At 65.4% G+C, this 22544-nt stretch carries 26 protein-coding genes; 7 read left to right on the top strand and 19 right to left on the bottom strand.

What is annotated here, in order from left to right; all coding sequences use genetic code 11:
* Positions 1–7: 7 nt before the first annotated feature.
* Positions 8–676: a hypothetical protein gene (locus tag HNQ08_RS00410; protein WP_184126972.1), complete on the top strand. Its 669-nt coding sequence runs from the start codon at positions 8–10 to the stop codon at positions 674–676.
* A 66-nt stretch (positions 677–742) separates the two neighbouring features.
* Here the strand turns inward: HNQ08_RS00410 and deoD are convergent, their stop codons facing one another.
* The 11 genes from deoD to HNQ08_RS00355 form a co-directional block, all read right to left on the bottom strand.
* Positions 743–1453, bottom strand: a complete 711-nt coding sequence (gene deoD, locus HNQ08_RS00405; protein WP_184126970.1) for a purine-nucleoside phosphorylase — start codon at positions 1451–1453, stop codon at positions 743–745.
* A 28-nt stretch (positions 1454–1481) separates the two neighbouring features.
* A complete protein-coding gene (locus HNQ08_RS00400) occupies positions 1482–2669 on the bottom strand; it encodes an alanyl-tRNA editing protein (protein ID WP_184126968.1) in 1188 nt (395 codons plus the stop codon).
* Complete coding sequence (locus HNQ08_RS00395) at positions 2666–3670, bottom strand: DsbA family protein (RefSeq protein ID WP_184126966.1); 1005 nt, start codon at positions 3668–3670, stop codon at positions 2666–2668. The genes HNQ08_RS00400 and HNQ08_RS00395 overlap by 4 nt, the downstream gene beginning before the upstream one ends.
* Positions 3671–3680: 10 nt before the next feature.
* On the bottom strand, positions 3681–4460 hold the full coding sequence (locus HNQ08_RS00390; RefSeq protein ID WP_184126964.1) for an alpha/beta hydrolase family protein: 780 nt from the start codon (positions 4458–4460) through the stop codon (positions 3681–3683).
* The gene (locus tag HNQ08_RS00385; RefSeq protein WP_184126961.1) at positions 4457–4975 is read right to left on the bottom strand and encodes a histidine phosphatase family protein; all 519 of its coding nucleotides are present in this window, start codon (positions 4973–4975) and stop codon (positions 4457–4459) included. Before HNQ08_RS00385 ends, HNQ08_RS00390 begins: the two co-directional genes overlap by 4 nt.
* On the bottom strand, positions 4972–5520 hold the full coding sequence (locus tag HNQ08_RS00380; RefSeq protein WP_184126959.1) for a DinB family protein: 549 nt from the start codon (positions 5518–5520) through the stop codon (positions 4972–4974). The genes HNQ08_RS00385 and HNQ08_RS00380 overlap by 4 nt, the downstream gene beginning before the upstream one ends.
* A 252-nt stretch (positions 5521–5772) precedes the next feature.
* Entirely contained in the window at positions 5773–7158 is a 1386-nt protein-coding gene (locus tag HNQ08_RS00375) for an FAD-dependent oxidoreductase (RefSeq protein ID WP_184126957.1), read from the bottom strand.
* Positions 7155–7544: a hypothetical protein gene (locus HNQ08_RS00370; protein WP_184126955.1), complete on the bottom strand. Its 390-nt coding sequence runs from the start codon at positions 7542–7544 to the stop codon at positions 7155–7157. The genes HNQ08_RS00375 and HNQ08_RS00370 overlap by 4 nt, the downstream gene beginning before the upstream one ends.
* A gap of 34 nt (positions 7545–7578) precedes the next feature.
* A complete protein-coding gene (locus HNQ08_RS00365) occupies positions 7579–8505 on the bottom strand; it encodes a carbohydrate ABC transporter permease (protein ID WP_184126953.1) in 927 nt (308 codons plus the stop codon).
* Positions 8498–9430 (bottom strand): carbohydrate ABC transporter permease, encoded by a 933-nt coding sequence (locus HNQ08_RS00360; protein WP_184126951.1) that lies wholly within the window; start codon positions 9428–9430, stop codon positions 8498–8500. The genes HNQ08_RS00365 and HNQ08_RS00360 overlap by 8 nt, the downstream gene beginning before the upstream one ends.
* 145 nt (positions 9431–9575) lie before the next feature.
* Positions 9576–9824: a hypothetical protein gene (locus HNQ08_RS00355; RefSeq protein ID WP_184126948.1), complete on the bottom strand. Its 249-nt coding sequence runs from the start codon at positions 9822–9824 to the stop codon at positions 9576–9578.
* A 214-nt stretch (positions 9825–10038) separates the two neighbouring features.
* On the opposite strand from HNQ08_RS00355, the gene icd reads away from it, so the two are divergent.
* The 5 genes from icd (at position 10039) to HNQ08_RS00330 (ending at position 13542) form a co-directional block, all read left to right on the top strand.
* Positions 10039–11283 carry an NADP-dependent isocitrate dehydrogenase gene (icd, locus tag HNQ08_RS00350; protein ID WP_184126946.1) on the top strand — a complete coding sequence of 415 codons (1245 nt, stop codon included), beginning with the start codon at positions 10039–10041 and terminating at the stop codon, positions 11281–11283.
* A 223-nt stretch (positions 11284–11506) separates the two neighbouring features.
* Positions 11507–11776, top strand: a complete 270-nt coding sequence (locus HNQ08_RS00345; protein ID WP_184126944.1) for a hypothetical protein — start codon at positions 11507–11509, stop codon at positions 11774–11776.
* Positions 11773–12540, top strand: coding sequence for a class I SAM-dependent methyltransferase (locus HNQ08_RS00340; protein WP_184126942.1), 768 nt, complete (start codon positions 11773–11775; stop codon positions 12538–12540). The genes HNQ08_RS00345 and HNQ08_RS00340 overlap by 4 nt, the downstream gene beginning before the upstream one ends.
* A 77-nt stretch (positions 12541–12617) precedes the next feature.
* Positions 12618–13106: a Panacea domain-containing protein gene (locus tag HNQ08_RS00335; protein ID WP_184126940.1), complete on the top strand. Its 489-nt coding sequence runs from the start codon at positions 12618–12620 to the stop codon at positions 13104–13106.
* Positions 13099–13542, top strand: a complete 444-nt coding sequence (locus HNQ08_RS00330) for a hypothetical protein (protein WP_229789515.1) — start codon at positions 13099–13101, stop codon at positions 13540–13542. The genes HNQ08_RS00335 and HNQ08_RS00330 overlap by 8 nt, the downstream gene beginning before the upstream one ends.
* A gap of 48 nt (positions 13543–13590) precedes the next feature.
* On the opposite strand, the gene HNQ08_RS00325 is transcribed toward HNQ08_RS00330, so the two are convergent.
* From HNQ08_RS00325 to HNQ08_RS00315, 3 genes are all read right to left on the bottom strand, one after another.
* The gene (locus tag HNQ08_RS00325; RefSeq protein WP_184126938.1) at positions 13591–14727 is read right to left on the bottom strand and encodes an acyl-CoA dehydrogenase family protein; all 1137 of its coding nucleotides are present in this window, start codon (positions 14725–14727) and stop codon (positions 13591–13593) included.
* Positions 14728–15074: 347 nt separating this feature from the next.
* Positions 15075–15977 carry a DNA polymerase III subunit delta gene (holA, locus tag HNQ08_RS00320; RefSeq protein ID WP_184126936.1) on the bottom strand — a complete coding sequence of 301 codons (903 nt, stop codon included), beginning with the start codon at positions 15975–15977 and terminating at the stop codon, positions 15075–15077.
* A complete protein-coding gene (locus HNQ08_RS00315) occupies positions 15974–16921 on the bottom strand; it encodes a serine/threonine protein kinase (protein ID WP_184126934.1) in 948 nt (315 codons plus the stop codon). Before HNQ08_RS00315 ends, holA begins: the two co-directional genes overlap by 4 nt.
* 93 nt (positions 16922–17014) lie before the next feature.
* Here HNQ08_RS00315 and HNQ08_RS00310 point away from each other — a divergent pair, with 93 nt between their 5' ends.
* Positions 17015–17728 carry an HAD family hydrolase gene (locus HNQ08_RS00310; RefSeq protein ID WP_184126932.1) on the top strand — a complete coding sequence of 238 codons (714 nt, stop codon included), beginning with the start codon at positions 17015–17017 and terminating at the stop codon, positions 17726–17728.
* On the opposite strand, the gene HNQ08_RS00305 is transcribed toward HNQ08_RS00310, so the two are convergent.
* The 5 genes from HNQ08_RS00305 to HNQ08_RS00285 all read right to left on the bottom strand — a co-directional run bounded on the left by HNQ08_RS00305 (position 17725) and on the right by HNQ08_RS00285 (position 22529).
* Entirely contained in the window at positions 17725–18717 is a 993-nt protein-coding gene (locus tag HNQ08_RS00305; protein WP_184126930.1) for an NAD(P)/FAD-dependent oxidoreductase, read from the bottom strand. The genes HNQ08_RS00310 and HNQ08_RS00305 overlap by 4 nt on opposite strands.
* A 63-nt stretch (positions 18718–18780) precedes the next feature.
* Positions 18781–20142 carry an FAD-dependent oxidoreductase gene (locus tag HNQ08_RS00300; protein WP_184126928.1) on the bottom strand — a complete coding sequence of 454 codons (1362 nt, stop codon included), beginning with the start codon at positions 20140–20142 and terminating at the stop codon, positions 18781–18783.
* A gap of 10 nt (positions 20143–20152) precedes the next feature.
* On the bottom strand, positions 20153–21331 hold the full coding sequence (gene cax / locus HNQ08_RS00295) for a calcium/proton exchanger (RefSeq protein WP_184127701.1): 1179 nt from the start codon (positions 21329–21331) through the stop codon (positions 20153–20155).
* A gap of 164 nt (positions 21332–21495) precedes the next feature.
* Positions 21496–22191, bottom strand: coding sequence for an HAD family hydrolase (locus tag HNQ08_RS00290; protein ID WP_184126926.1), 696 nt, complete (start codon positions 22189–22191; stop codon positions 21496–21498).
* Positions 22191–22529: a histidine triad nucleotide-binding protein gene (locus HNQ08_RS00285; RefSeq protein ID WP_184126924.1), complete on the bottom strand. Its 339-nt coding sequence runs from the start codon at positions 22527–22529 to the stop codon at positions 22191–22193. The genes HNQ08_RS00290 and HNQ08_RS00285 overlap by 1 nt, the downstream gene beginning before the upstream one ends.
* Between the last annotated feature and the right edge of the window lie 15 nt (positions 22530–22544).

Below are 22544 nucleotides of genomic sequence, written 5' to 3'. Positions count from 1 at the left end.
CTGGGCCATGACCCCTGCCCGCTGGTTGCTGCCCGCCCTGCTGACCCTGAGCCTCGCCGCCCACGCTCAGACCGCGCCGAACTGCGCCCTGGCGAATCTGGTGGACGACGGGGGGTATGCCACCCTGACCATCGGCCAGTGGAGTGAGGCCGATCAGGACAATGCTTCGTTCAACTGGGCCGAGTGCCGCGCGGCCCGGTTGAGAAAAGAGCTGACGGCCTTCCCCAAACTCAGCGCCCGGATTGACGGTCTGCGCCAGCAATACCGCGAAATGCGGGCGCTGGAGGGCCAGCTGGCAGGCATCCGCGCGGGCGGCGGCACGCTGTACAGCCACGCTGTTCCGCGTATGTATCCTGAACTTGAAGGGCAGTTGCAGGGTCTGTCGGCCCTCGCCCGCAGTTCGCTGGGGGCCCGGACCGGGCAACTTTACGGTCAGAAGATCGCGCAGGCCACCGCCGATCACCTCACGTTCGTCGCCACCCTGCGCGCTTACAAACCAGCCCCTGACGAACAGTCCAGCCTGTACAAACCGCAGGAATGGAAGGCGCTGGTGGACCGCTACGAGGCGCTGGGCCGCGCGGTCATGACCACGCTGGGCAGCCGCAATGACGCGGCGACGGCCCTGGGCTACAGCATCCTGAACAGCACGACCTTCGGGGCCGATGACCTGTACTGAGCTTGCTGCAAGAGAACGGGGCCACCGCCTCAAGCGGTGGCCCCGTTCTCTTGTGACTCCCGGAACCTATTCCAGGCCCAGCGCCGCATCCAGCGCCACCTCGATCATCTGATCGAAGGTCTGCTGCCGCTCCTCGGAGGTGGTCACCTCGTGCGTAATCAGATGATCGCTGATGGTCAGGATGGTCAGCGCCTTCACGCCGTGTTTGGCGGCCAGGGTGTACAGTCCGGCGGCTTCCATCTCCACGGCCAGAATGCCGTAGTCAGCCCAGATCTTGTACTGGTCAAAATTGTCGTGGTAGAAGGTGTCGCTGCTCATGATGTTGCCGACATGGGTGGTGAAGCCGCGCGCCTGGGCGATCTGGTAGGCGCGCATCAGCAGCCCGAAATCTGCGATGGGCGCAAAGGTCTTCTCGCCGAAACGGATGCGGTTGATGTTGCTGTCGGTGCTGGCGGCCTGGGCCAGCACGATGTCGCGCACATGCACGTCCTCCTGGTAGCTGCCCGCCGTGCCGACACGCACCAGATTCTTGCAGCCGTAGTCGGTGATCAATTCGCTGACGTAGATCATCGAGCTGGCGATGCCCATGCCGGTGCCCTGCACGCTGACGCGCTGGCCCTTGTAGGTGCCGGTAAAGCCCAGCATGCCGCGCACGTTATTGTGCTGGACGGGATTCTCGAAAAAGGTCTGCGCGATGTGCTGGGCGCGCAGCGGGTCGCCGGGCAGCAGGACGGTTTCGGCAATCTGACCGGGTTCGGCGTTCAGGTGAATACTCATGGGGACACAGGTTAGCAGGGCCGGGCGATCAGGAGGAGGGCGAGGGGGCCAAGGCGGCGCGCACGGCTGCCAGGAACTCGTCCGGCTTCAGCGTGTTGCCCTGCGCCAGATCGGACCGTCCGCCCCCCTTGCCCCCGGTCACGGCCAGCGCCGCCCGCAACACCTCGCCCGCGTGAATGTCCTGCCGTGCGCTGGCGACGCCGCAGCGTCCGCCCTCCGCCAGGGCCACCCGCACCTCTCCGGCAGAGAGATCGGTCAGGACAGGCAGCAGCAGGGCCGGGTCATGAAGTTCCAGCATTCGCAGACCCCAGGCATCGGGCGGCGTGGCGTTCGTCAGGGCATGGGCCAGCCGCTCGCGCAGGTCCAGCGTCCCTGCCTTCGACTCGGCGAGGTCACTCCGCAGCGCCTCCACCCGCTCGGCCAGCCGCTCCACCGGCACGCTGAAGGTTTGGGCCAGTGCGCGGGCTTCGCGGTAGACGCCGCCCAGGTATTCGCTGGCCTCCTCGCCCGCCATGAAGACCACACGGGTCACCCCGCCCCGGATGCGCTCGGTGCGCAGCACCACCACCGGCGCCGCCAGACTGGCCTGCGGAACGTGCGTGCCGCCGCAGGCGCTGACGTCGAAGGGCTGGCCATCCCCGTCCCGGAAAATCACCAGCCGGACCTGCCCGCGCACCTTCGTTTCGCGCCGCAGGGGGTAATGGGTCAACTGTTCCTCGGATACGGTGGGCGTGTCCAGGGTCAGGTGCTGGCGGGCCAGCGTCTCGCGCAGCAGCGTCTCGGCGGCGCGCACGTCGGCTTCGGTGGGATCGCCGCGCAGATCCAGCGTGCATTCGGGATGGGTCATGTTGACCGCGTCCACGGCAAAGGCGGGGTTGATCCGCACGAACGCCTGGGCCAGCAGATGCTCGCCGCTGTGCCGCGCCATGTGCCGCCAGCGCCTCGCCGCGTCCACCCCACCGGTCACCTGCGTGCCGACGCTGGGAGGGGAACCGTCCAGGGTGTGCCAGATCAACCCTGTCGCCTTGTCCTTACGGGTGTCGGTGACGCGGGCCTCTCCGTCCAGCCAGCGCAGGACGCCGTGATCGGCGCTCTGCCCGCCGCCCGCCGGGTAGAAGGCGGTAGCGTCCAGCGCGAGTTCTGAGCCACCTGCAGCCTGAACGGTGGCCGAGAACGACAGCGACGCCGGATCCTGATGGTAGAGGGGCCGGGTCAAGGCCGGCGGCCCTCCACCGCGCGGGTAAAGCTGATCAGGTCGAGCAGAGCTGCCGCGTCGTAGGGGTCCGCTGCCTTATAGGGGCCGACAAACACGCTGGGCGTACCATCCAGGCCCAGGCGTTCGGCCTCTGCCAGTCCGGCGTCCACCGCCGCCCGACCACCGCGCATCGCCAGACACGTCTTGAAGGCTTCGGCTTTCAGCCCCGTGTCGGCGGCCAGGGCGGTGAACACCTGGTTTGCACTGCCTGCCAGCCACGAACGATCACGAAACAGCGCGTCCTTGTAGGCCCAGAACTTGCCCTGCTGGGCGGCGCATTCGCTGGCCTCGGCAGCGGGGCGGGCCAGCGGGTGGATGCTCTCCAGCGGAAACTGGTGGAATTCGATGCGAACGTCATCCGGCAGCGCGCGCAGCAAGGCGGGCAGCGCCTCGCTCTCGAACTGGTGGCAGTACGGGCACTGAAAGTCGCTGTACACGCGCAGCACGACATTGGCCTCTCCAGCTGTGCGGGCGGGCAGGGCGTTGGTGGTGGGTGCGAAGGTCCCGTCCGGTACGCGCTCCAGTTTCAGGTCCACCGTGAGGAGCCGGGCGTCCGTTTTGACTGTGATGGCGAAGGGCTCCGCGCCGACGGTCAGACCGGTCGAAAGCTCCTTGACCACATCGTCGCGGGTAAGAAACCCCAGCATGGGCTCGGCCAGACCGGCCCCGAAACCGCTCAGCAGGCCAGTCAGCTCGGCGGCCCGCACCGCTGCTTTCTGTGAGTCCGGGTTCGCCACGCTAATCTTCGCGCCCGTCAGATAGCCGCCCTGGCTCTGGAGGACGGCGCTGGAGCCGTCAGCGAAGGTCAACAGGCCCCCGGCCCCCTGTTTGGCAGCGGCCAGTTGCGGGCTCTTCAGGAACGGCGCCAGGGGCTGGCCCACCTGTGCTGCCGCCCCGCCCAGGCCCAGCGCCGTCAGCAGGAGGGCCAGTTTCAGGCCGTCGAACGTTGTGTGCAGTGGCATGGTGCCCATGCTACGGCACACCTGTCCGGGTCAGGAATGCGACCGCCGCGTCCCGCATGCGCCCGCTGGTGTAATGGCCCACGCCGGCGAAGAGCTGTTGCTGGAAGAGATCGGCCTGCCCCGCCCGTTCATACGCCGCACCCAGGGCCTGTGCCGTCGGCACGTGGTGCGCGTCCAGCGGAAAGGTGGGATCGCTGTCACCGCTCGCCAGCAGCAGTGGCGTGGGGGGAAAATCGTCGGCGTGGGTCACAGGGCGATGTTCATTCAAGAACGCCTGGAGTTCTGGCCTCCTGACTTCCGGCTCGTCCCACACGCCGGAGGTGATCAGCGCCGCCGCCCGTTTGACGCGCCGCTCCTGGCGGGCCAGCGTGAGGGCCACGTAGCCGCCCATGCTGGAGCCGACGACGACGGCGGGCAGCGGGCCGTACAGCTCTGCCAGCGCGTCCAGCAGGGCCCCGGCCTCTGCCACCGAGCGGCAGACACTGTCCCAGACGTATTCACGGGCATTCAGGCCAGTGGGGGTGTCGGCCTGCCGTTCACCGTGCAGCGGGGCGTCGGGAATGACCACCGCCGTCCCCTGGGTGGCCAGCGTGGAATACACGCCCAGCTTGCCTTCCTTGGCGGCCCAGGCCCCATGGTAGACGAGGCACACCGCGAGCACGTCCTGACCTTCCGGGGGCAGCTCCAGCAGCGCGGGAACTCCGGCCAGCAGGTGGCGTTCGGTGCGGTAGGGCAGGCCATTGGCCATGGGCGCGGCGGGCGGATCGGCGGGATGGAAGGGGCGGGTCATTCCAAGGGTATACGCGAAGCCTGTCCGTCCAGGCTGAACTGCCACACATCCGGGTTTCTTAATCCCGCCCAGCCTTCGTAATCCAGACCCAGTAGCAGCGCCAGCAGGTTGCCGTGGGTGAAGACGGCGCTCAGGCCGTCCCGTTGCTGGGCATCATGCAGGGCGGCCAGTCCACGTGACCTGGCGGCCTTGCCGGATTCACCGCCGGGCAGTTTCAGGGCAGGAACGGCAAAGCTCGCTTTCAAAGCGGTCTGCCAATGGGGAAGATCCTGCCCGCTCAAGACCCGTTCGGTCAGCCGCCCGTCGGTTTCGAGGCTCAGGCCCAGCGCCTCTGCCAGAGGCCGCGCCGTGTCCACCGCCCGCACCCACGGACTGCTGACGATGCGGGTGATGTTGCGGTGCCCAAGTTGGACGATCAAGTTTTGCGCGGCCCTCTGGCCTTCTTCAGTGAGTGGCGCGTCGGGAGCCTGACCCGCCGCTCTGGCGTGTCGGATGAGCAAAAATCCTGGGCTCATGTTTTCCTGCCCGGCGCGACATGCTTGCGCAGAAGCCTGATCTGGCCCCGGTGACTGAACTCGTCCTCCATGACATGAAACCAGGCCCAGTGCTGGTTCATATCGTCGTACGGGACGGGCAGGCGGGAGGCCAGCCACCCGTCGTCTTTGGCCGCAAAGGTCTCCAGCGTGAGGGTGCGGGAGGCTGCCAGCTCGTTCAGCAGGGTTTCGAGGCTCTGCCCAGTAGGTGGCGGAGTGCCTTCCTTGCCCAGGGTGAGCCCTCCCAGAATCGCCCCGTCCCCCTCTCCAATGTCGCGGCCCTCGAACGACATCATCTGGTAGACCCAGTCCACGGCGGCGATATGTGACAGCAGCATCCCGATAGAGTTGGAAAAGCCCTCCGGCACGGCGTCGAGTTGCTCCGTGGTCAGGCCCTCCACCGCCTGCAGTGTGGTCAGGCGGGCGTAGTTCATCATCTCGGCCAGTGCACCGATCTGCGGTGTGTACCGGGCTTCGGGTTCAATGCGGTAGGCACGCTCGGACTTCAGGGTTTCAGCTCGACTCATGGACGAAGTGTAGAGAGCCGCCTTGAGGTGCGGCATCAGCTTTGCGGCGTAGCGTGCTTGAACGGAAATTCGCGCCGGCATGCCCCTCTGGATAACGTTTGGCGTCACTCCTGGGTCTTCACGGGGCCACCGGAACAGGGCAGCAGTGTCCGTGTCCGCCGTGTCCAGTTGTTGGGATGTTCTGGCACTCCAGCGCTGGTCCACCGACGCATCTGCTCTTGATCCATGAGCGTCAGTCCATCCTGGCGCCGCTCAGATGTTTCCTCCCAGCCTCCTCAGTTCCGTCTGAAGCGCGTTCGTATCGATGCCGCGCACTTGTCCGTCGTGGTCGCGTGCGGCCCAGGCAGCGGCGATTCCGGCAGCCTCACCCATGCTGTGGCAGTTTTGCTGCACGCGGATGGCCGACTGGGCTTCAAAGGTACTGCTCGCCGCCCGCCCCGGCACCAGAAGATTGGAGACCCCGACGGGGACGATGGCGCGGTACGGCAGCTCGTGGTAGGCGTCCTTCGCAAAATACGGCGCGGTGCCGTCGCGCTCGTGCAGCAGCTTCGTGCTGCCCCGGACACTGTGAATGTCCACCGGGTAGTGGTTGCGGCAGATCGAATCTGGAAAGCGGGCACAGTCCAGAATGTCCTCCAGCGTCAGCGTGTACTCGCCCACGATGCGCCGCGACTCGCGCACGCCCACCATCGGGGCCACCACGCCAACAAAGGCGGTCTCGCAACCGGGCAGGGAAGCACGGCAAAAGGCGGTTAGGCGGTCAATCGCCTCCCGCCCGTCGGTCTGCGCCGCGCTGAGTTGCCAGGGATCGGCTCCGTCATGGAGATCAGCGCGGATCCGCGGGCAGTTGAAACTGATCTCGCCCGGCCTGCCCGGAATGCTGAAACCCTGGAAGTAGTCGCCGTCACGTTCCAGCAGCACGCCGTCCGTCACCGCCTGCCGGAACAGCGGCTCCAGCGTGCTGTTTTTGCCCCAGACCATCCAGAAATGCATGAAGTGCTCACCGGTCTGCCCCTGCCCGTTGCTGTTCAGGAAGGCGCACAGCCGCGCCGTGTCCACCCCCGCCAGCGTGAAGCGCAGGCTCATGGCCTGATGCACGCCGTCCTCATCGCCCGCGTGAAAGGGGACGCCCGCGCGGATGGCCAGGTCGGCGTCCCCGGTGGCGTCGATGAAGACGGCGGCATTCAGCGCCTGCAGGCCGCCCTTGTTGTGAATGACGAGAGAAGTGATTTGTCGGAATTCCCCGCCTTCAGCCATCAGTGGTTGAACGATGTGCGTGTGGTACAGCACCTCGCCGCCCGCCACCAGCAACATCCCCTCCAGCACGAATTTCATGCCTTCGGGATTGAACCAGTTGTCGTTGCCGCCAGGGTCAATGGCGCCGTCGCCGCGTGCCAGCAGGCGGGCTTTCAAGTCGTCGGTTAGGCCTCGGTTCAGGTTCTCGCCGGCCGAGACGTTTCGCATCAGCGGCGTGACCCAAGCGTTGGTGCCGGTGCCGCCCAGGCTGCCCTGGGCCTCCACCACCAGCACCCGTGCTCCGGCCCTGGCGGCGGCAATTCCGGCGATGGCGCCAGCAGTGCCGCCCCCAGCGACGATCACATCCCAGGTCTGGGAGAGAGTCTGGTAGGAAAGGGTCATTGAATGCGGACGGTTCCGTAGGATTTGCCGTTCACGATGACTTCAAAAGGGTCACTGCGGGCGGGGGTGCCGGGGTCCGTGTAGGTGCGTTTCCCGTAGAAATAAACGGGCGGGCAGGGCGGGGGGTTGGTCGCGGGTTTTGTATAGGTCCTAGTAAACGCCTGCAACTTCAATTCTTTGGCCGTGCGGGTGGCTGTGAATTGGCCAAAAGGTGAGTCGGGGGTACAGCCCCAGCCGAGTTCTACAACGATGTCTATCGGAGCGTCGGCGGCGACGCTGGCCGGAAACTCAACCGTTCTGACATCCATCAGGTCCATGCGCTGTTGAACCTGCCCGCACGCGCCAAGCAGGGCGGTCACCGCTACACCCATCAGAACTAGCTTCATCCCCGAATTGTGACATGCCAGTTTAGTCCTATCCTCATCCTTTCACCGCCCCCTCCAGGCCCTTCAGGAAGTACTTCTGTCCGAAGGCAAACACGATCAGGATGGGAATGATCGTGATGACCGCTCCCGCCATGACCGCTCGGCTGTTGGTGGAGAAGGTCCCGCTGAGTTCCAGCAGGCCCGCCGACAGCGGCAGCAGGTTCTTGTCGGGCAGCATGATCCGAGCCCACAGGAACGAGTTCCAGTACGCCACGAATTCCAGAATGGCGAAGGCGGCAATGGTGGGGGTCGCCAGCGGCAACATGATGCGCCGCCAGATGGTTAGCTCGGAGGCGCCGTCGATGCGGGCGGCCTCGATCAGCTCCAGCGGAATGCCCAGGTACGCCTGCCGCAGCAGAAACAGCCCCACGATGCTCGCCAGACCGGGCAGCACCACCGCCATGTACTGCCGGATGGCGTCGATCACCGGGTTGGTCTGTTGCAGCAGCCCCAGCTTGATGGTGGTGATGTAATTGACGATCAGCCCGGACTCGTTGGGCAGCACCATCAGCGCCAGGATCGCGTAGAAGATCAGGTCACGGCCCGGAAAACGCATCTTCGCCAGTGGGTAGGCGGCCAGCGTCGCCAGCGTCACGGTCAGAGAAACGCCCAGCGTGCAGATGATCAGGCTGTTCAGGATCAGCCGCCAGAACGGAACGGTGGTGCCCTTCCACATCTCGGCGTAGTTGCGGATGCCGACTGCTCTGGGCAGAATCTTGGCCTCGTAGATGTTGCCCGTCGGCTCGAAACTGGTGATCAGGGTCCAGTAGAACGGATACAGCATGATCAGTGCGATGACGATCAGCACGGCGTAGGCCAGCAAATCGGTCAGGCGGCGGCGCTGCTGACGTCTGGCTTTCAGCCGGGCAGCGGTGGCGGCAAACGAATCGGGCTGGGCGGGGGCGGGGCGCGTCTCAAGCATCGGCTTTCCCCCCACGCGTCAGCCGGAAGTTAATCAGCCCGAAAATGATGGAAATGACGGCGATGATGATCCCGGCGGCGGCGGCCAGCCCGTACTGAAAATCCTGAAAGGCCCGTGAGTATGTGTAGAACAGCGCCGAGTAGGTGCTTCCGGCGGGGCCGCCCTGGGTCATCACGTAGATCTCCTCGAAGACCTTGATGGCGCTGATGGTGGACAGCAGGCTGCATACCAGGATGGTGGGCCTCAGCCCCGGCAGCGTGATGTTCCAGAAGACCTGGGGGCGGGACGCGCCGTCAATGGTGGCGGCTTCTTCCAGCTCCGGGCTGATGCTCTGCAGCCCCGCCAGGTACAGCACCATGTAATAGCCGATGCCCTTCCACAGCGTCACGAACATCACGGCGTACAGCGCGGTGGCCGGATTGTTGAGAAAGCTGCCGCCCCGGTGCAGCCCCAGGAACCCCAGCACCGCGTTCACTGGTCCCTCCTGCTGGTACATCCAGTTCCAGATCAGTCCCACCACGGCGAAACTGGTCACGACAGGCACGTAAAACGCCGTGCGAAAAAAGCCGATTCCTTTCATGGGTCGATTGACCAGCAGCGCCACCAGCAGTGCCACGATCTGAATGACTGGCACGATCAGAATGTACTTGAGGCTGTTGGTCAGCCCTGACCAGAACTGTTCGTCGGCCATCAGCTCCCGGAAATTCGCCAGTCCCACCCACTGTGGAGGCGAGATGATGTTGTACTTCGTGAACGCCAGATACGTCCCGAAAATGACCGGCCAGGTGTGGTAGATCACCAGCAGAATCAGGAAGGGCAGCAGAAACGCGTAGGCAATCAGCGTGTTGCGCGCGGTGACTTTCGCGCCCGTGCCGCCGACACGGTGCTGTTCTCGGCGCGACACCCGCCGGGGAGTTGTGGTCATGGGGGCAAGAATAAACGGTGTGGGGGCAGGGGAGATGCTTTCCGGTCGTCTGGGTCTCATGCCGTTCAGGCCACCCATGTCTGCTCACGGAAAAGCCCCCACCCGCGTGGGGTAGGGGCTGAACTCTGAAGCGGGGCTTCAGGCTTTAATGGCCGTCGCCGTCCTTGGCCTCACGTTTGCCCTCGCTGTAATGGGCATTCGCCTCGGCGTTGTGGACTTCGGCCTTGGCCCGGTCCTCGGTCGCTTTGGCCTTGTCGCCCATGTTCTCCAGGGTGCTGCCACCTACCTTGGATTGCAGATCGTGTGCGGCGGCACGGGCGCGGTCTGCCCCCTCATTGATCTTGGCCTTGGCCGCGTCGAGCATGTTGCCAGCCGCGCTTTTGTCGTCACTCATGCAAAGGACCTCCTGAAAATGGATTCCCGTTAAGGTCCCTTAACCATGCTCCCCTTCTGCCTGGGCGGTGTGAGATCAACCTTCAGAGGCCGATATCTGTCCCCAATGCTTGTTGGGGACATGCTCTCATTTCCGGTCCTGTACTCGGCTCAAACTTAGAGGGTAACAGTGGGATTTCCTCTCCTCATGACCGCGAGGCGCTAGATTGCAGGTTATGAGCAGCCATATCCAGCGGCCCGAGCAGGGCGAGAAGATCAGCATGCAGGGTGACAAACTGAACGTCCCCAATCATCCCATCATTCCTTTCGTGGAAGGCGACGGCACCGGGGCCGACATCTGGAAGGCCAGCGTGCGGGTGCTGGACGCTGCCGTCGAGAAGGCTTACGGCGGTGAGCGCAAGATCGAATGGATGGAAGTCTACGCGGGCGAGAAGAGTGTGGAGGTCTACGGCGAGGGCCAGTGGCTGCCGCAGGAAACCGTTGATACCTTCAACGAATACCTCTTCGGGATCAAGGGACCGTTGACCACCCCCGTCGGCGGCGGCATCCGCAGCATCAACGTGGCGCTGCGCCAGGAGCTGGATCTCTACGCCTGCGTGCGTCCGGTGCAGTACTTCGCAGGGGTGCCCAGCCCCCTCGTTCACCCGGAGTACGTCAACATGACCATCTTCCGCGAGAACACCGAGGACATCTACGCTGGCATCGAGTACATGGCCGGCACCCCTGAAGCCGCCAAGATGCGCGATTTCCTGGTGAACGAGATGGGTGTGACCAAGATCCGTTTCCCCGAAAGCAGCTCGTTCGGCATCAAGCCCGTGTCCAGGGAGGGCACCGAACGTCTGGTGCGTGCCGCCATCCAGTACGCCATCGACAATGACCGCAAGAGCGTGTCCCTGGTGCACAAGGGCAACATCATGAAGTTCACCGAGGGCGCGTTCCGCGACTGGGGCTACGAACTCGCCAAGAACGAATTCGGCGCCAAGGAAATCGACGGCGGCCCGTGGTGCGAGCTGCCCAACGGCATCGTGATCAAGGACGTGATCGCCGACAACTTCCTGCAGCAGATCCTGCTGCGCCCTAAGGAATACGACGTGATCGCCACCCTGAACCTGAACGGCGACTACATCAGCGACGCGCTGGCTGCCCAGGTGGGCGGGATCGGCATCGCGCCGGGGGCGAACATCAACTACGTGACTGGCCACGCCATCTTCGAGGCCACCCACGGTACCGCGCCCAAGTACGCGGGCAAGAACGTCATCAACCCTAGCTCCGTGATCCTGTCCGGCGAGATGATGCTGCGTTACATGGGCTGGACAGAAGCGGCCGACATGATCCTCAAGGGGCTGGACGCCACCATCGCCCAGAAGGTCGTGACCTACGACTTCGCCCGCAACATGGAAGGCGCGAAGGAAGTCAAGACCAGTGAATTTGCCGACGCGATCATTGGAAACATGGCATAAAGTCACAGCGATGGGGAGGCCGGGGCGTGAAGCTCCCGGCCTCTTTTTATTGCTGTCTGTGCGACGGCTGGGATGGAACGCAAACTCCGTCGCTTTGCAGCAAGGTCTGTTCCTCAGTTGAGGCGGGCGGAGGGCTTGAACCGGACCGTTCGCCCGTGGAACCGCGACAGAAAGCCCTCTCCTTACAGCAACTCACCGTTCCCTGTTGCCCTATTCTGCTTCCATGGCAAGACTGATTCTGGCGATCATCGGCGTCGTGCTGCTGGCTGTAGCGGCGCTCTCGCTGGTATGGCTGCTGGGGCAACTGCTGGTGGGGCTGGGCGCCTTCGTGGTGGGAACGGCAGCGGTGCTGTGGCGTCTGCTGGGCTTCCTGATCCTTGCGGGAACGCTGGGTGGACTGGCCTACTTTCTGGCAAGTGCCTGGCGGCCATCGTCGCAAGTGACCGCCCCTGTTGAACAGATCCGGGTGAAGAAGCCGAAGGTCAGGGCGTGACCAACCCGGACCGCTTTCTGGGCCGCGCCGAGGTTTACGCCTCCGCCCGTCCGACGTATCCTTCAGCGCTGGGAGAGTGGCTGGCGGGCCTCGGTCTGCTTTCTGGCCGTGTGGCGGATGTGGGCGCTGGGACAGGATTGTTCACCCGTCTGCTGCTGGCTCACGCTATGGGGCCAGCTTTTGCCCTGGACGCTGTGGAACCTAATCCAGAGATGCGTGGCCAGCTCGAAGTGGCGCTGGCTGGGGAAGTGACGGCGGGCCGTCTGGCCGTGTATAATGGCACCTCCGAGGCCACCGCTCTGGAGTCTGCCTCCGTCCGGCTGATCACCGCTGCCCAGGCCGCGCACTGGTTTGCTCCCACCCCCACCGTTCGGGAGTTCCGGCGCGTGCTGGCCCCCGGCGGGCAGGTGTTGCTGGTCTGGAACGACTGGCGCGGGGTGGACACCGGGTTCAACGCCGCCTACCGCGAAGTCGTGACCGCCTTCAGCCGCGAGGACGGCGAGCTGCTCTCGCGTGTGCCAGAGCACGAGCTGCCCCTGCTGATGCCGGGCGGCTTCGCGGTGCAGGTTTTTGATAATCCGGTTCGCTTCACCCGTGAGCGCCTGCATGCTCTGGCCGGCAGCGTCAGCTATCTGCCTGCACCCAGCGATCCCCAGTTTGCGGTGGTGGCGCGGCAACTGGACAGCGCCTTCGAGGCCTATGCGGAGGAGGGTCACGTCACACTGACCTACCGTACCTACGCCTACCTGGGTCGCCTGGACTGAAGCTCTGGCCTCTTTCCACCGGCAGTGTTACGCTGTGGTCAGAACGAGTTGATCAGAAAGGAGGGAGGACAGACACCATGACTATCGCCATCGACGATCCCAAACGCACCGGATACGCTGCCGAGGTGGTGGCGAACACCTTTCTGGAGCTGGCCCGCGCCGAGGGCCGCGCTCTGACGCAGATGCAGGTGCACAAGCTGGTGTATATCGCCCACGGTTACACGCTGGCGTTGCTGGGCCGTCCGCTGATGTACAACACGGTGCATGCCTGGCAACGCGGTCCGGTGGTGCGGAGGCTGTGGCAGCACTGGGGTGAGCGCGGCCGGGTGCCGATCTCCGAGCCGTTGCCCGTCGCGCCCGGCGAACCTGACCTGACACAAGACAGCGAGGCGCTGGAGGTGATCCGCAGCGTCTGGAGCGGTTACGGCGGCATGGAGGGCGGCGAACTCTCGCGCCTGACCCACCGTGCGGGCAGCCCGTGGTCCCAGACCTACGGGCTGCAGGACAACCTGATTCCCGATGAGATCACCCGCGAGTACTACACCAGCTTGGCGCGCAGTGCCTGAACCACTGGAGCGGCTCGGCGACGCGCCAGCACCCCCACCAGCCCCGTCCACAACCGTTCAGTCCGCCATTGAGCGGGCCGTGCAGCAGGGCCTGGAAAGCGAACGCCGCACTCCGGCCTCCAACGCTGATCTGGAGAGGATGACCCGCCAGCTGCGTTACCGCGAGGCAGTGGATCAGCGCCTCCTGCGGCTGGGTGTGGGGGCCATCGTGTTCATCCTGTCTGCGGGCTGGTTGATTGCGGACGTGACCCTGACCCTGGCCGCGGGCTGGGGCGAACTGGGCGGGCGGCCTTTCCGTCTGGACAGCAGCGTGTTGGTGGCCTTCCTGACCACCAGCACGGCGACGGTGATCGGACTTTTCCTGGTCTTCCTGCGCTGGCTGTACCCGCAGACCAACCGGGCCGAGGAACGGGAACCGGAAGTGGACCGGCGATAAAAAAGCCCCCGCCGTAAGACGGGGAACAGAGCACCGGGTGAGAAGTGCTTATTTCAGCAAGTTGCGTGCGATCACCACACGCTGAATCTCGTTGGTGCCCTCGTAGATCATGTTCAGCTTCACGTCGCGCAGCAGCTTTTCTACCGGATACTCGCCGACGTAGCCGTAGCCGCCGTGGACCTGAATCCCCTCGTTGGCGGCGCTGAAGGCCATTTCCGAGCAGTATGCCTTGGCAATGGCGCTCTCGAAACCGTGCGGCTTGCCCTGGTCCACCAGCCACGCGGCTTTCTGGTACATCAACCGGCCCGTCTCGATGCCCATCGCCATCTCGGCCAACTTGAACTGGATGGCCTGAAATTCGGTGATCGGCTTGCCGAAGGCCTCGCGCTCCTTGGCGTACTTGATGCTCTCTTCCATGGCGCGGCGGGCGATCCCCACGGACCCGGCGGCCACCGGAATGCGGGTCTTGTCCAGCGTCTTCATGGCGATCTTGAAGCCGTCGCCCAGGCCGCCGAGTTGATTTTCCTTGGGCACGCGCACGTCCTCGAAAACCAGTTCACTGGTCAGGCTGGCGCGCTGGCCCATCTTGTGCTTGATCTTGTTGTGGCTGAAGCCGGGGGCATCTTTCGGGACCACCAGCGCCACCGTGGCGCGGTGCCCGCCTGCCTTGTCAGTGGTGGCGAAGACCACGTTGAACTCGGCCACACCGCCGTTGCTGATCCACATCTTGGTGCCGTTCAGAATCCAGGCGTCACCGTCGTCGCGGGCCATCGTGGCCATCCCCGCCGCATCCGAGCCGTTGCCGGGTTCGGACAGCGCGAACGCCGCCAGCCCGGCTTTCTCGGTCAGGGGCCCCAGAAAGCGGGCCTGCTGCTCCTCAGTGCCGCCAATCAGGATGGGCGCAATACCCAGCTCTGAGGCCATCAGCACGGTGTAGATGCCCATGCAGCCGTAGGCCAACTCCTCGCCGATCAGGCACTCGTCGAACATGCCCAGGCCCAGGCCCCCCGCGTGTTCGGGGATGCTGGGATTGAGCAGGCCGACCTCAAATGCCTTTTCCACCACCTGCCACGGCAGATCTTCCTTCTGATCGTATTCTGCGGCAATCGGAATGATCTCCCTGCGCGCAAAGTCGCGGGCGAGTTGCTGAAGCTGGCGCTGTTCGTCATTCAGGGTGAAATCCATGCTGGACACTCCTTGGAAAGGACCGGATTGAGAGGGGGTAGAGCTTAATTAGACTCGGTTCAATTCTATCATCTCGGGAGCCCACTGGTGTGGGCCGCCGCCCAGAGCATGTCCATTTCTGCCGATCACCACTCGGTCACGATGGCCTACCGGGACACGCCCAGGGTACGGTGGGGGACTCCAGCCAGGACTGAACATTCACAGCGTCAGAGATCCCTTCCCCGGCAAGGGCAGCCGCCACGGGCACCCACGATCTGGCCCACGATAGAGGTGCGTGGCGGCATCGCTGGAGGGGCAAAGACGCTGAATGCTCTTCAGAGTGGAGAGTGCGGGATCACATAGAGCCTTCAAACGCTCAGTTGCACAATCAGGCGTTCCAGTGTGACTCCGGCGTCCAGGCCACGTTTCATCGCCAGATCCGCGTCCAGGATCCGGCCCAGATGGGCGCGAATTTTGGCCTCATTGAGCCTGCGGGCCACATCGAGGGCTTTTTTGGCTGGATACGGTTTGACGCCCAGGCGCTGGGCCGCCGCGGCTTCGGTGACGCGGCCTTCTTCCTGCAACAGGGCCACGCAGCGGGCAACCAGGCTGTACTGCCAGACCACCGCGCCCATCAGTTTAAAGGGGTCCTCGCCGGAGGCCAGCAGGCGGCGGAGCTGTCCCACCGCCTCGCCGGGGCGGCCCGCCGTGGCCGCGCCCAGCATGGCGAAACTGTCCCCCGGCGGCTCGCGGCCCACCACGCGCTGCACGGCTTCTCTGGTATGAGGTCCGTCCAGCAGAGCCAGCTTGGTCAGCTCGCCCGCGATGCCTGCCAGATCGGCTCCGAACACTTCGGCCAGGTAGGCGGCGGCTTCCCTGTCTAGCGGCAGCTTCTGTTTTCTGGCGTATTGCACCACCCAGCCGGTGACCTCGCCAGGCTTGCTGGGCGCGGCAGACACGATCTGCTCGCCGCGTGACTGGTACAGCTTGGTGCGCGTGGCGGGGGCGGTTTCGTCAAGCACGGCCACCGTCACCGCCGCGCCCGCCAGCAGTTCCAGCAGCGCCTTGTCGGGCTTCACCCCTTCAAAGTCCACAATCACGCCGCCGTCCCCGAACAGACCGGGCGACAGGTGAGGCCCCAGGGTCTGGGCCGTCACGTCCTCGCCGCCCAGCCGGGGCAGTTCGCGCGGATTCAGGCCCCGGCTGGTCAGCGTCTCGCGCAGGGCTTCCTCAGCTAGAAAACGGTTGCCTGTGAAGGCGAGCAGGGTCATGGCTTGCTGCTGCCTTTCGCCGTGCCCGGGAGAACCAGATCTTCGCCATCCGGCGTGGCCCGGTCTGCTGGCCCTGGATTTTCCAGGTCTGACAGGCCCAGTTCCTGGCGGGCCAAGCACAGGAGGCGCAGCATGGCGCCCGCGCTGTGGGGCCGCTGGGCCGGATCGCGTGACAGTGCGGAGCGCAGCAGCGGGTGCAGCGCCGCCGGACCGGGCAATTCGGCCCGGTCGGTGTGGATTCCGGCCAGCCAGCCCAGGGCATCGGCGTAGGGCGGCCCCCCAGCAAGGCAGTCGAACAGCAGCACGCCCACCGAGTACAGGTCGCTGCGAATGTCGCCGCGCATGCCATAGAACTGCTCCGGGGCCATGAAATGCGGCGTGCCCATGCGCGTGCCGCTGTGAATGTCCAGCGGCATGTGCCGGGCGTGGCTCATGCCGAAGTCGATGATCCTCACCGTGTCCTGGCCCGCGCGCCCGCTCTGCAGCAGCACATTTTCCGGCTTCAGGTCCTGGTGGGTCACTCCCTGGCGGTGCAGGTACACGACGGCGTGCAGCAGGCCCATGACGACTTCGGTGGCCTCCTGCACGTCCAGGACGCCGCACTCAAGCCGCTCACGCAGGGTCCCGCCCTCCACGAACGGGAAAATCAGCTGCCTGGGCGAGACTGCCAACAAGGGCACGATCCCCGGATGATTCAGGGAGGCAGCCACCCGGCCCTCGTGGTGAAAGCGGGCCTGGGCGTCGGGATCGTCCACCATCAATGTTTTCACGAACACCGGCAGGCCACGCCACTGGGCCGACTCGCTCAGGACGCCGGCCCGTTCAGCCAGCGGCGTCCGCGATTCAAGCTCCTGGAAAATGGTCAACTCCTGCACCGTCCCACTGTAGGTTAAATGCTTTCCAAAAGTCAGTAGGATCGTCCGGATGCTTTGGCCCGGGATCATTCAACCTGCCCCCTGGCAGCTCCGGCCACTGCCCTGGCGGTTCTGAAGTGACGTTCAAGCCGCGCCGAGCGGTTCCCCACTAGACTGCTGCGCATGTCTCCTTCCTCTGCCCGCTCTTCCGACGTGTTGCGGGCCGTCGTGTTCGATTTCGACGGCACTATCCTGGACACCGAGACTCGCGAGTTTCACCACTGGCAGGAGCTGTACCGGCAACACGGGCGTGAGCTGGCGCTGGCCGACTGGCAGCGCGGCATCGGCACCTGGGACGCCTTCGATCCCTGGGCCGGTCTCCCCGAGGAGGTGCAGGCTGACCGTGAGAACGTCCACCTGGATCTGCATGCCCGCATCGTGGCCGACATCGGCGAGCAGGAACTGCGCCCCGGCGTGCGGGGGGTGCTCGAGGGCCTGCATGCCGCCGGATGGCCGCTGGCCCTGGCGACCAGCAGCGACCGCCGTTGGGTGACGCGCTGGCTGGAGCAGCACGGCCTGCTGAACCTGTTCACAGTGCTGTGCACACGCGACGATGTGCAGCGCGTCAAGCCGGACCCCGAACTGTACGTGCTGGCCGCCCGGCGTCTGGGGCTGCGTGCCGGGGAGTGTCTGGCAGTCGAGGACAGCCTGAACGGTGGAACCGCCGCCGTCGCCGCCGGGTTCAAGTTGGTGATGGTGCCCAACGACGTGACCCAGACTCAGCCCTTTCCGCCAGAATGGCCCAGATTGAACGACGGCTTTTCGCTGGGCCTGGTGGGCCTGCTGGAAGCGGCAGGGGTGGACGAAGCCGGGCAGTTGCTTGAGAACCGCTCCTAGGGCTCGTCCGCTCCCCCTGGGGGGCGTCTGTCGCTGCTGTGCCCTGGTCTGATCTTCAGTTCGGGCCGCACGTGGTGCGCGGCGTGGTTGGCGGCAACGGCGGCCTGCGCCAGCCCCACCGAGATCAGTTTGAAGTCGCCGCCCGACCCCGCCAGATCGCCCGCCACATACACGCCTTCCAGCACGGTGCTCCCGCCGGGGCCGTCCGGGACGTACTCGCCGTGCCAGTCCAGCGGCCACGACTGAATGGGGGAGAGGTCAGGCAGGTAGCCGCCCAGGCTGAGGACAGTCTCGACCTGAAGGTCACGCCGTTCACCCTCCACCTCCAACTCGGCCCCCTGCGGCGTGAGCGCAATTAGGCGAGCGGGAGCCAGGACTTCAAGTCGTCCAGCGGTTCTCGCCTCTTCCAGCTGGGCCAAGGACCCTGGATCGCCCCGGAAGCCGGCCCGGCTGTGGGTCAGCGTCACCCTCGCGCCAGCTTCCATGAGCCTCAGTGCTGCCCTGGCTGCCTGCGGGACACCGCCCACGATCAGCACGCGCCGTCCACTCAGCTCCTCGAAGTCGGGAAGATCGGTCCGGACATCCGGATGCGAGTCCGCGCCTGGGATGCGTGGCGCACGGGACAGCAGAGCGCCCAGGCCCGCCGCCAGAATGACCGCGCCCGCCGTGAAAACCTCCCGGTCCGTGCCGATCTTCCAGCCTGTTCCGTCGCTGGTGAGTGTCCGAGCCACGGTGTTAATCCGCACGTCCACGTCCAGCCCATCCAGTTGCCGCCGCAGATGCGCCACCACTTCAGCCCCGCGTGCTCCTGGGAGGCCCGGAACATCGTAGACGCGTTTGTCGGGATACAGCGCGCTGAGCTGGCCGCCCAGCTCGCTCCGCGCTTCCAGCACGCGTACCCGCAGGCCGCGCCACGCCGCGTAAAAGGCAGCGTGGAGACCGGCGGGGCCAGCGCCGATCACCACGATGTCGGAATGCTGGGATGTCATCAGGGGAAAAGTATGACAAAGCTGGCGGAGACGAATGCCCACGCTCGGTGTCCGCCCGAGGCTTTACTTGCGCCGGTGGCCCAGCATCTCGTGCCTGTGAACCACCTTCGCGCGGGGACGGCCCTGTGCCTGGCCCTGCGTCTGCTCGTGGGTGTCCAGGGCCTGCCAGTCAGCGAAGGTGTACACGTCCACACCGCGTTCGCCCAGCAGGGCGTCAATCTCGGCGCGGGTGGCCTGCGCGGCGGCGGGCAGCATTCCGGCCCCGGCGTCCGCGAGCAGGTGCGCCACGGTATCGGTGGCGTCCTTGCGGTTGGTGCCGATCACGCCGCTGGGGCCGCGCTTGATCCAGCCGGAGGTGTACTCGCCGCTGCGACCGAGCACCCGCCCGCCCTCGTTGGGAATCACGCCGCGTTTCTCGTCGAAGGGGACGCCGGGCAAGGCCACGCCCCGGTAACCCACCGAGCGCAGCACCATCTGCACCGGCAGCACCTCGGTCTCGCCGGTCCCCACCGCGTTGCCCGCGTCGTCCAGCGTGTTGCGCTCGATCTTCAGCCCCGCCACGTTGCCGTCCTCGTCGCCCAGGATTTCCACCGGGGACACCAGGAAGCGCAGGTGAACGCGGCGCGGCTTGGCCTCCGGCGTGCGCCCCGCAAAGTCGCGGATCACTTCCAGATTCTTCTTGACCACGTTGTCGGTGATGGCAGCCTCGGCGTGCTCGTCCACCGTCACCTCCTCGGGCCGCACCACCGGCTCGGCGTCGGACAGCTCGCCAAATTCGCGCAGCTCCTTGGTGGTGAACTTGGCCTGCGCTGCGCCGCGCCGTCCCAAAATCCACACGTCCGTCACCGGGCTGTGCTCCAGTACGTCCAGCGCATGCGGAGCGATGTCCGACGCCCGCAGCTCCTCCACCGTCTTCAAGAGGATACGGCTGACGTCCAGAGCCACGTTGCCCACGCCCACCACCGCCACGCCCGTGGCACTCAGGACCATCTCGCGGGCGGCGGCATCGGGGTGGCCGTTGTACCACGCGACGAATTCGGTGGCGCTCATCGAGCCGCTCAGATCCTCGCCGGGAATGCCCAGGCGGCGGTCCCCGCTGGCGCCCACGGTGTACATGATGGCGTCGTAATGTGCCTTCAGGTCGTCGTGCGTCAGGTCCGTGCCGAACTCCACATTGCCCAGAAAACGCACGCGCGGATCGCTGAAGGTTTTTTCGAAGCCCTTGGTCACGCTCTTGATGGTCAGGTGATCCGGCGCGACGCCGTAGCGCACCAGGCCGTAGGGGGTGGGCAGGCGGTCGAAGACGTCCACCTCGGTGGGAATCTGGCTCTGCTTGATCAGCGCCTCGGCAGCGTACACGCCGCTGGGGCCGCTGCCGATCACGGCGACGCGCAGCGGACGTTCGGGGGTAAAGGAATGGCTCATGGGCGCGAGTTTAGAGCCTGAGGAGCGGGGGGTGGACAGGAAGGCTGGACGAAATGAGGGTGCGCGCAGGTGCGGGCAGGGCGGTCTCCTCCCCCCCGATTCTGGGCGTGACGAAGAAGAAGGCCAGCGCCAGCAACAGGTACACGCTCAGCAACAGCACGCCCTCGAACCAGGTGGCCTCGCCGTCCTTGGTCACGGTGGTCACGGTCAGGGCCACCGCCACGATGGCGGCCAGCTCCAGCGGACTGGAAAAGACCAGATTCATCGGCTTGCCGATCAGGTAGGAGATGATCACCAGCACTGGCGCGGTAAACAGCGCCACCTGAATGGTGGCCCCCACGGCAATGTTGATGGCCAGCCCCAGCTTGCCCTGGCGGGCGAAGTAGCTGCCCGCGATGTACTCGGCGAAGTTGCCCACCACCGCCAGCACGATGATCCCCAGAAAGAACGGGCTGAGGCCCAGCTGCGTGCTGGTGGCCTCCAGGGCGCCGGAGAGCATTTCGGATTCCACGGCGATGAACACGGTGGCCCCCACCATCACGGCGGCAGCCTTCCACACGGGCCAGGGGGACGCGCCGCCGTGGCCTTCCTCTCCGCCCTCCAGCGCAAACACGTCCTTGTGCGTGACCAGGGTGTAGACCAGATTGAGGGCGTAGACCGTGATCAGGACGACGGCCACGCCCAGACTGAGGTACTCGTCCAGATTGCCGCGCGCCTGCGTGCTGCCCGCCAGGAAATCGGGCAGGCGCTCGGTGTAGTCGAACAGGGCCGGAATCAGCAGGGCGATGACCACCAGGAACAGCATGGAATTGAGCTGCCCGGCATTCTCGCGGTTGAATTTCTGCCGGTTGCGCCCGAAACTGCCGATCAGGATGGCAAGACCCAGTCCCAGCAGCGCGTTCCCGATGATGCTGCCCGTGATCTGCGCCTTAACCACCACCGTGTTGCCGCCCAGCAGCACGAAGACGGCGATGATCAGTTCGGCCAGATTCCCGAAGGTCACATTCAGAAGACCGCCGATGGTCTGCCCGGCCCTCGCTGCGATCTGCTCGGTGCCCTGCCGCAGCAGGTCCGCCAGCGGGATGATGGCAATCACTGCTGTGGCGAAAATCCACAGTGGGGGGGCTTTAAAGACCCACTCCAGCAGCAGACTGATGGGAATGAAGGCCAGCAACAGGTTCATCCACACGGCGCGCACCACATGGGGCGCAGTGTAGGCGCGTCTGGGGACGGGGGCGAAAAAGGTTGAGAATTGCTTCAGAGGAGAGCCCGCCGGACTGGTCAGCAAGCCTCCTAAACAGACCTCTCATGCGCCCTTGCCGTGCCGGAGTGGCCGCCCAGGGACTGTGGCAGTCAGCCGGGCTGAGTCAGGGACGCTCCTACCAACCCTAGCGCTCCCTGCAATTCCTTATGTGTTCTGAGGATCCTCTTCGCCCCTGCCCCGGTCAGATGGGCAGCGTTGTCCGGATGGACATGGCCTCCGGCCAGCAGCCCCCAAGCTGTTGCGCCAGCTGCAACACCCGCGCTCAGGCCGGTCACGCTGTCCTCAATCACCAGGCAGCGGGTGATGTCCGCGCCCAGTTGAGCTGCGGCGTAGGCGTACAGGTCCGGGGCGGGTTTGCCGCGTCCGCCGACATGGGCCGGGTCGTAGGCGTGCTCCCCAACCAGCGGGGCAAGGCCCGACGCTTCCAGCTTGCGCTTCAGGCGGCTGCGCAGGCTGTTGCTGGCGACAGCGAAGGGCAGCCCCGCCTCTCGTAGCAGTGCCAGCGTCCGGGCCGCGCCCTCAATGGCCTGTGTGCTGCCAAAAGCCTCATGCAGGCGGGCATCCAGTTCAGGCACGAAGGTTTCGGGGCGCGTCCAGCCATAACTGTTCTTCAGCCACTCGAACAGCACCACATGCGTGCCGCCCACCGCGTTCGCCATGAACGTGGGCAGATCGATATCCAGTCCCTGCTCGGCCAGGAGCTGCACCCAGACGGTGTTGGCCTGCAGTTCGCTGTCCACCAGAACGCCGTCGAGGTCAAAGAGGATGGCATCAAATTGGGGCATCAGGTGTCGCTCTCGGGGCCGTTCTCCCAGCCCGCCAGAATGTGAATATGGGTGTGGAACACCACCTGACCGCCCTTCTCACCGGAGTTGACCAGCAGGCGGTAGTCCTCGGCGTGCTGCCGGGCCACCTTCACGGCGGTCAGCCACAGGGCTCCCATTTCCCCGGCGTCGGTGATCTCGTCGAGGCGGGCACTGACCCTCTTGGGGATGACCAGCAGATGGACCGGGGCCTTGGGCGCGATGTCACGGATGGCAATGTAATCGTCGTCCTCGTACACGATGTCGCTGGGAATCTCACGGGCGATGATGCGCTCGAACAAGGTGGGGGAGGCGGTCATGCGCCCACTCTAGCG

This window comes from Deinococcus humi, from assembly GCF_014201875.1.
Classification (GTDB): domain Bacteria; phylum Deinococcota; class Deinococci; order Deinococcales; family Deinococcaceae; genus Deinococcus; species Deinococcus humi.
Note: the sequence above shows the minus strand (reverse complement) of the source record. Positions and strands in the feature narration are given on the sequence as shown.

Bases quoted from the DNA above. Each gene is read 5' to 3' on its own strand.
- HNQ08_RS00305 (WP_184126930.1), bottom strand. From the start codon at position 18,717: ATGACATCCCAGCATTCCGACATCGTGGTGATCGGCGCTGGCCCCGCC.
- HNQ08_RS00325 (WP_184126938.1), bottom strand. From the start codon at position 14,727: ATGGATTTCACCCTGAATGACGAACAGCGCCAGCTTCAGCAACTCGCC.
- HNQ08_RS00290 (WP_184126926.1), bottom strand. From the start codon at position 22,191: ATGCCCCAATTTGATGCCATCCTCTTTGACCTCGACGGCGTTCTGGTG.
- HNQ08_RS00285 (WP_184126924.1), bottom strand. From the start codon at position 22,529: ATGACCGCCTCCCCCACCTTGTTCGAGCGCATCATCGCCCGTGAGATT.
- HNQ08_RS00375 (WP_184126957.1), bottom strand. From the start codon at position 7,158: ATGACCCTTTCCTACCAGACTCTCTCCCAGACCTGGGATGTGATCGTC.
- HNQ08_RS00395 (WP_184126966.1), bottom strand. From the start codon at position 3,670: ATGCCACTGCACACAACGTTCGACGGCCTGAAACTGGCCCTCCTGCTG.
- icd (WP_184126946.1), top strand. From the start codon at position 10,039: ATGAGCAGCCATATCCAGCGGCCCGAGCAGGGCGAGAAGATCAGCATG.
- HNQ08_RS00385 (WP_184126961.1), bottom strand. From the start codon at position 4,975: ATGAGCCCAGGATTTTTGCTCATCCGACACGCCAGAGCGGCGGGTCAG.
- HNQ08_RS00300 (WP_184126928.1), bottom strand. From the start codon at position 20,142: ATGAGCCATTCCTTTACCCCCGAACGTCCGCTGCGCGTCGCCGTGATC.
- holA (WP_184126936.1), bottom strand. From the start codon at position 15,977: ATGACCCTGCTCGCCTTCACAGGCAACCGTTTTCTAGCTGAGGAAGCC.
- HNQ08_RS00390 (WP_184126964.1), bottom strand. From the start codon at position 4,460: ATGACCCGCCCCTTCCATCCCGCCGATCCGCCCGCCGCGCCCATGGCC.
- HNQ08_RS00345 (WP_184126944.1), top strand. From the start codon at position 11,507: ATGGCAAGACTGATTCTGGCGATCATCGGCGTCGTGCTGCTGGCTGTA.
- HNQ08_RS00355 (WP_184126948.1), bottom strand. From the start codon at position 9,824: ATGAGTGACGACAAAAGCGCGGCTGGCAACATGCTCGACGCGGCCAAG.
- HNQ08_RS00335 (WP_184126940.1), top strand. From the start codon at position 12,618: ATGACTATCGCCATCGACGATCCCAAACGCACCGGATACGCTGCCGAG.
- HNQ08_RS00310 (WP_184126932.1), top strand. From the start codon at position 17,015: ATGTCTCCTTCCTCTGCCCGCTCTTCCGACGTGTTGCGGGCCGTCGTG.
- HNQ08_RS00360 (WP_184126951.1), bottom strand. From the start codon at position 9,430: ATGACCACAACTCCCCGGCGGGTGTCGCGCCGAGAACAGCACCGTGTC.
- HNQ08_RS00380 (WP_184126959.1), bottom strand. From the start codon at position 5,520: ATGAGTCGAGCTGAAACCCTGAAGTCCGAGCGTGCCTACCGCATTGAA.
- HNQ08_RS00315 (WP_184126934.1), bottom strand. From the start codon at position 16,921: ATGATCCCGGGCCAAAGCATCCGGACGATCCTACTGACTTTTGGAAAG.
- HNQ08_RS00365 (WP_184126953.1), bottom strand. From the start codon at position 8,505: ATGCTTGAGACGCGCCCCGCCCCCGCCCAGCCCGATTCGTTTGCCGCC.
- HNQ08_RS00370 (WP_184126955.1), bottom strand. From the start codon at position 7,544: ATGAAGCTAGTTCTGATGGGTGTAGCGGTGACCGCCCTGCTTGGCGCG.
- deoD (WP_184126970.1), bottom strand. From the start codon at position 1,453: ATGAGTATTCACCTGAACGCCGAACCCGGTCAGATTGCCGAAACCGTC.
- HNQ08_RS00410 (WP_184126972.1), top strand. From the start codon at position 8: ATGACCCCTGCCCGCTGGTTGCTGCCCGCCCTGCTGACCCTGAGCCTC.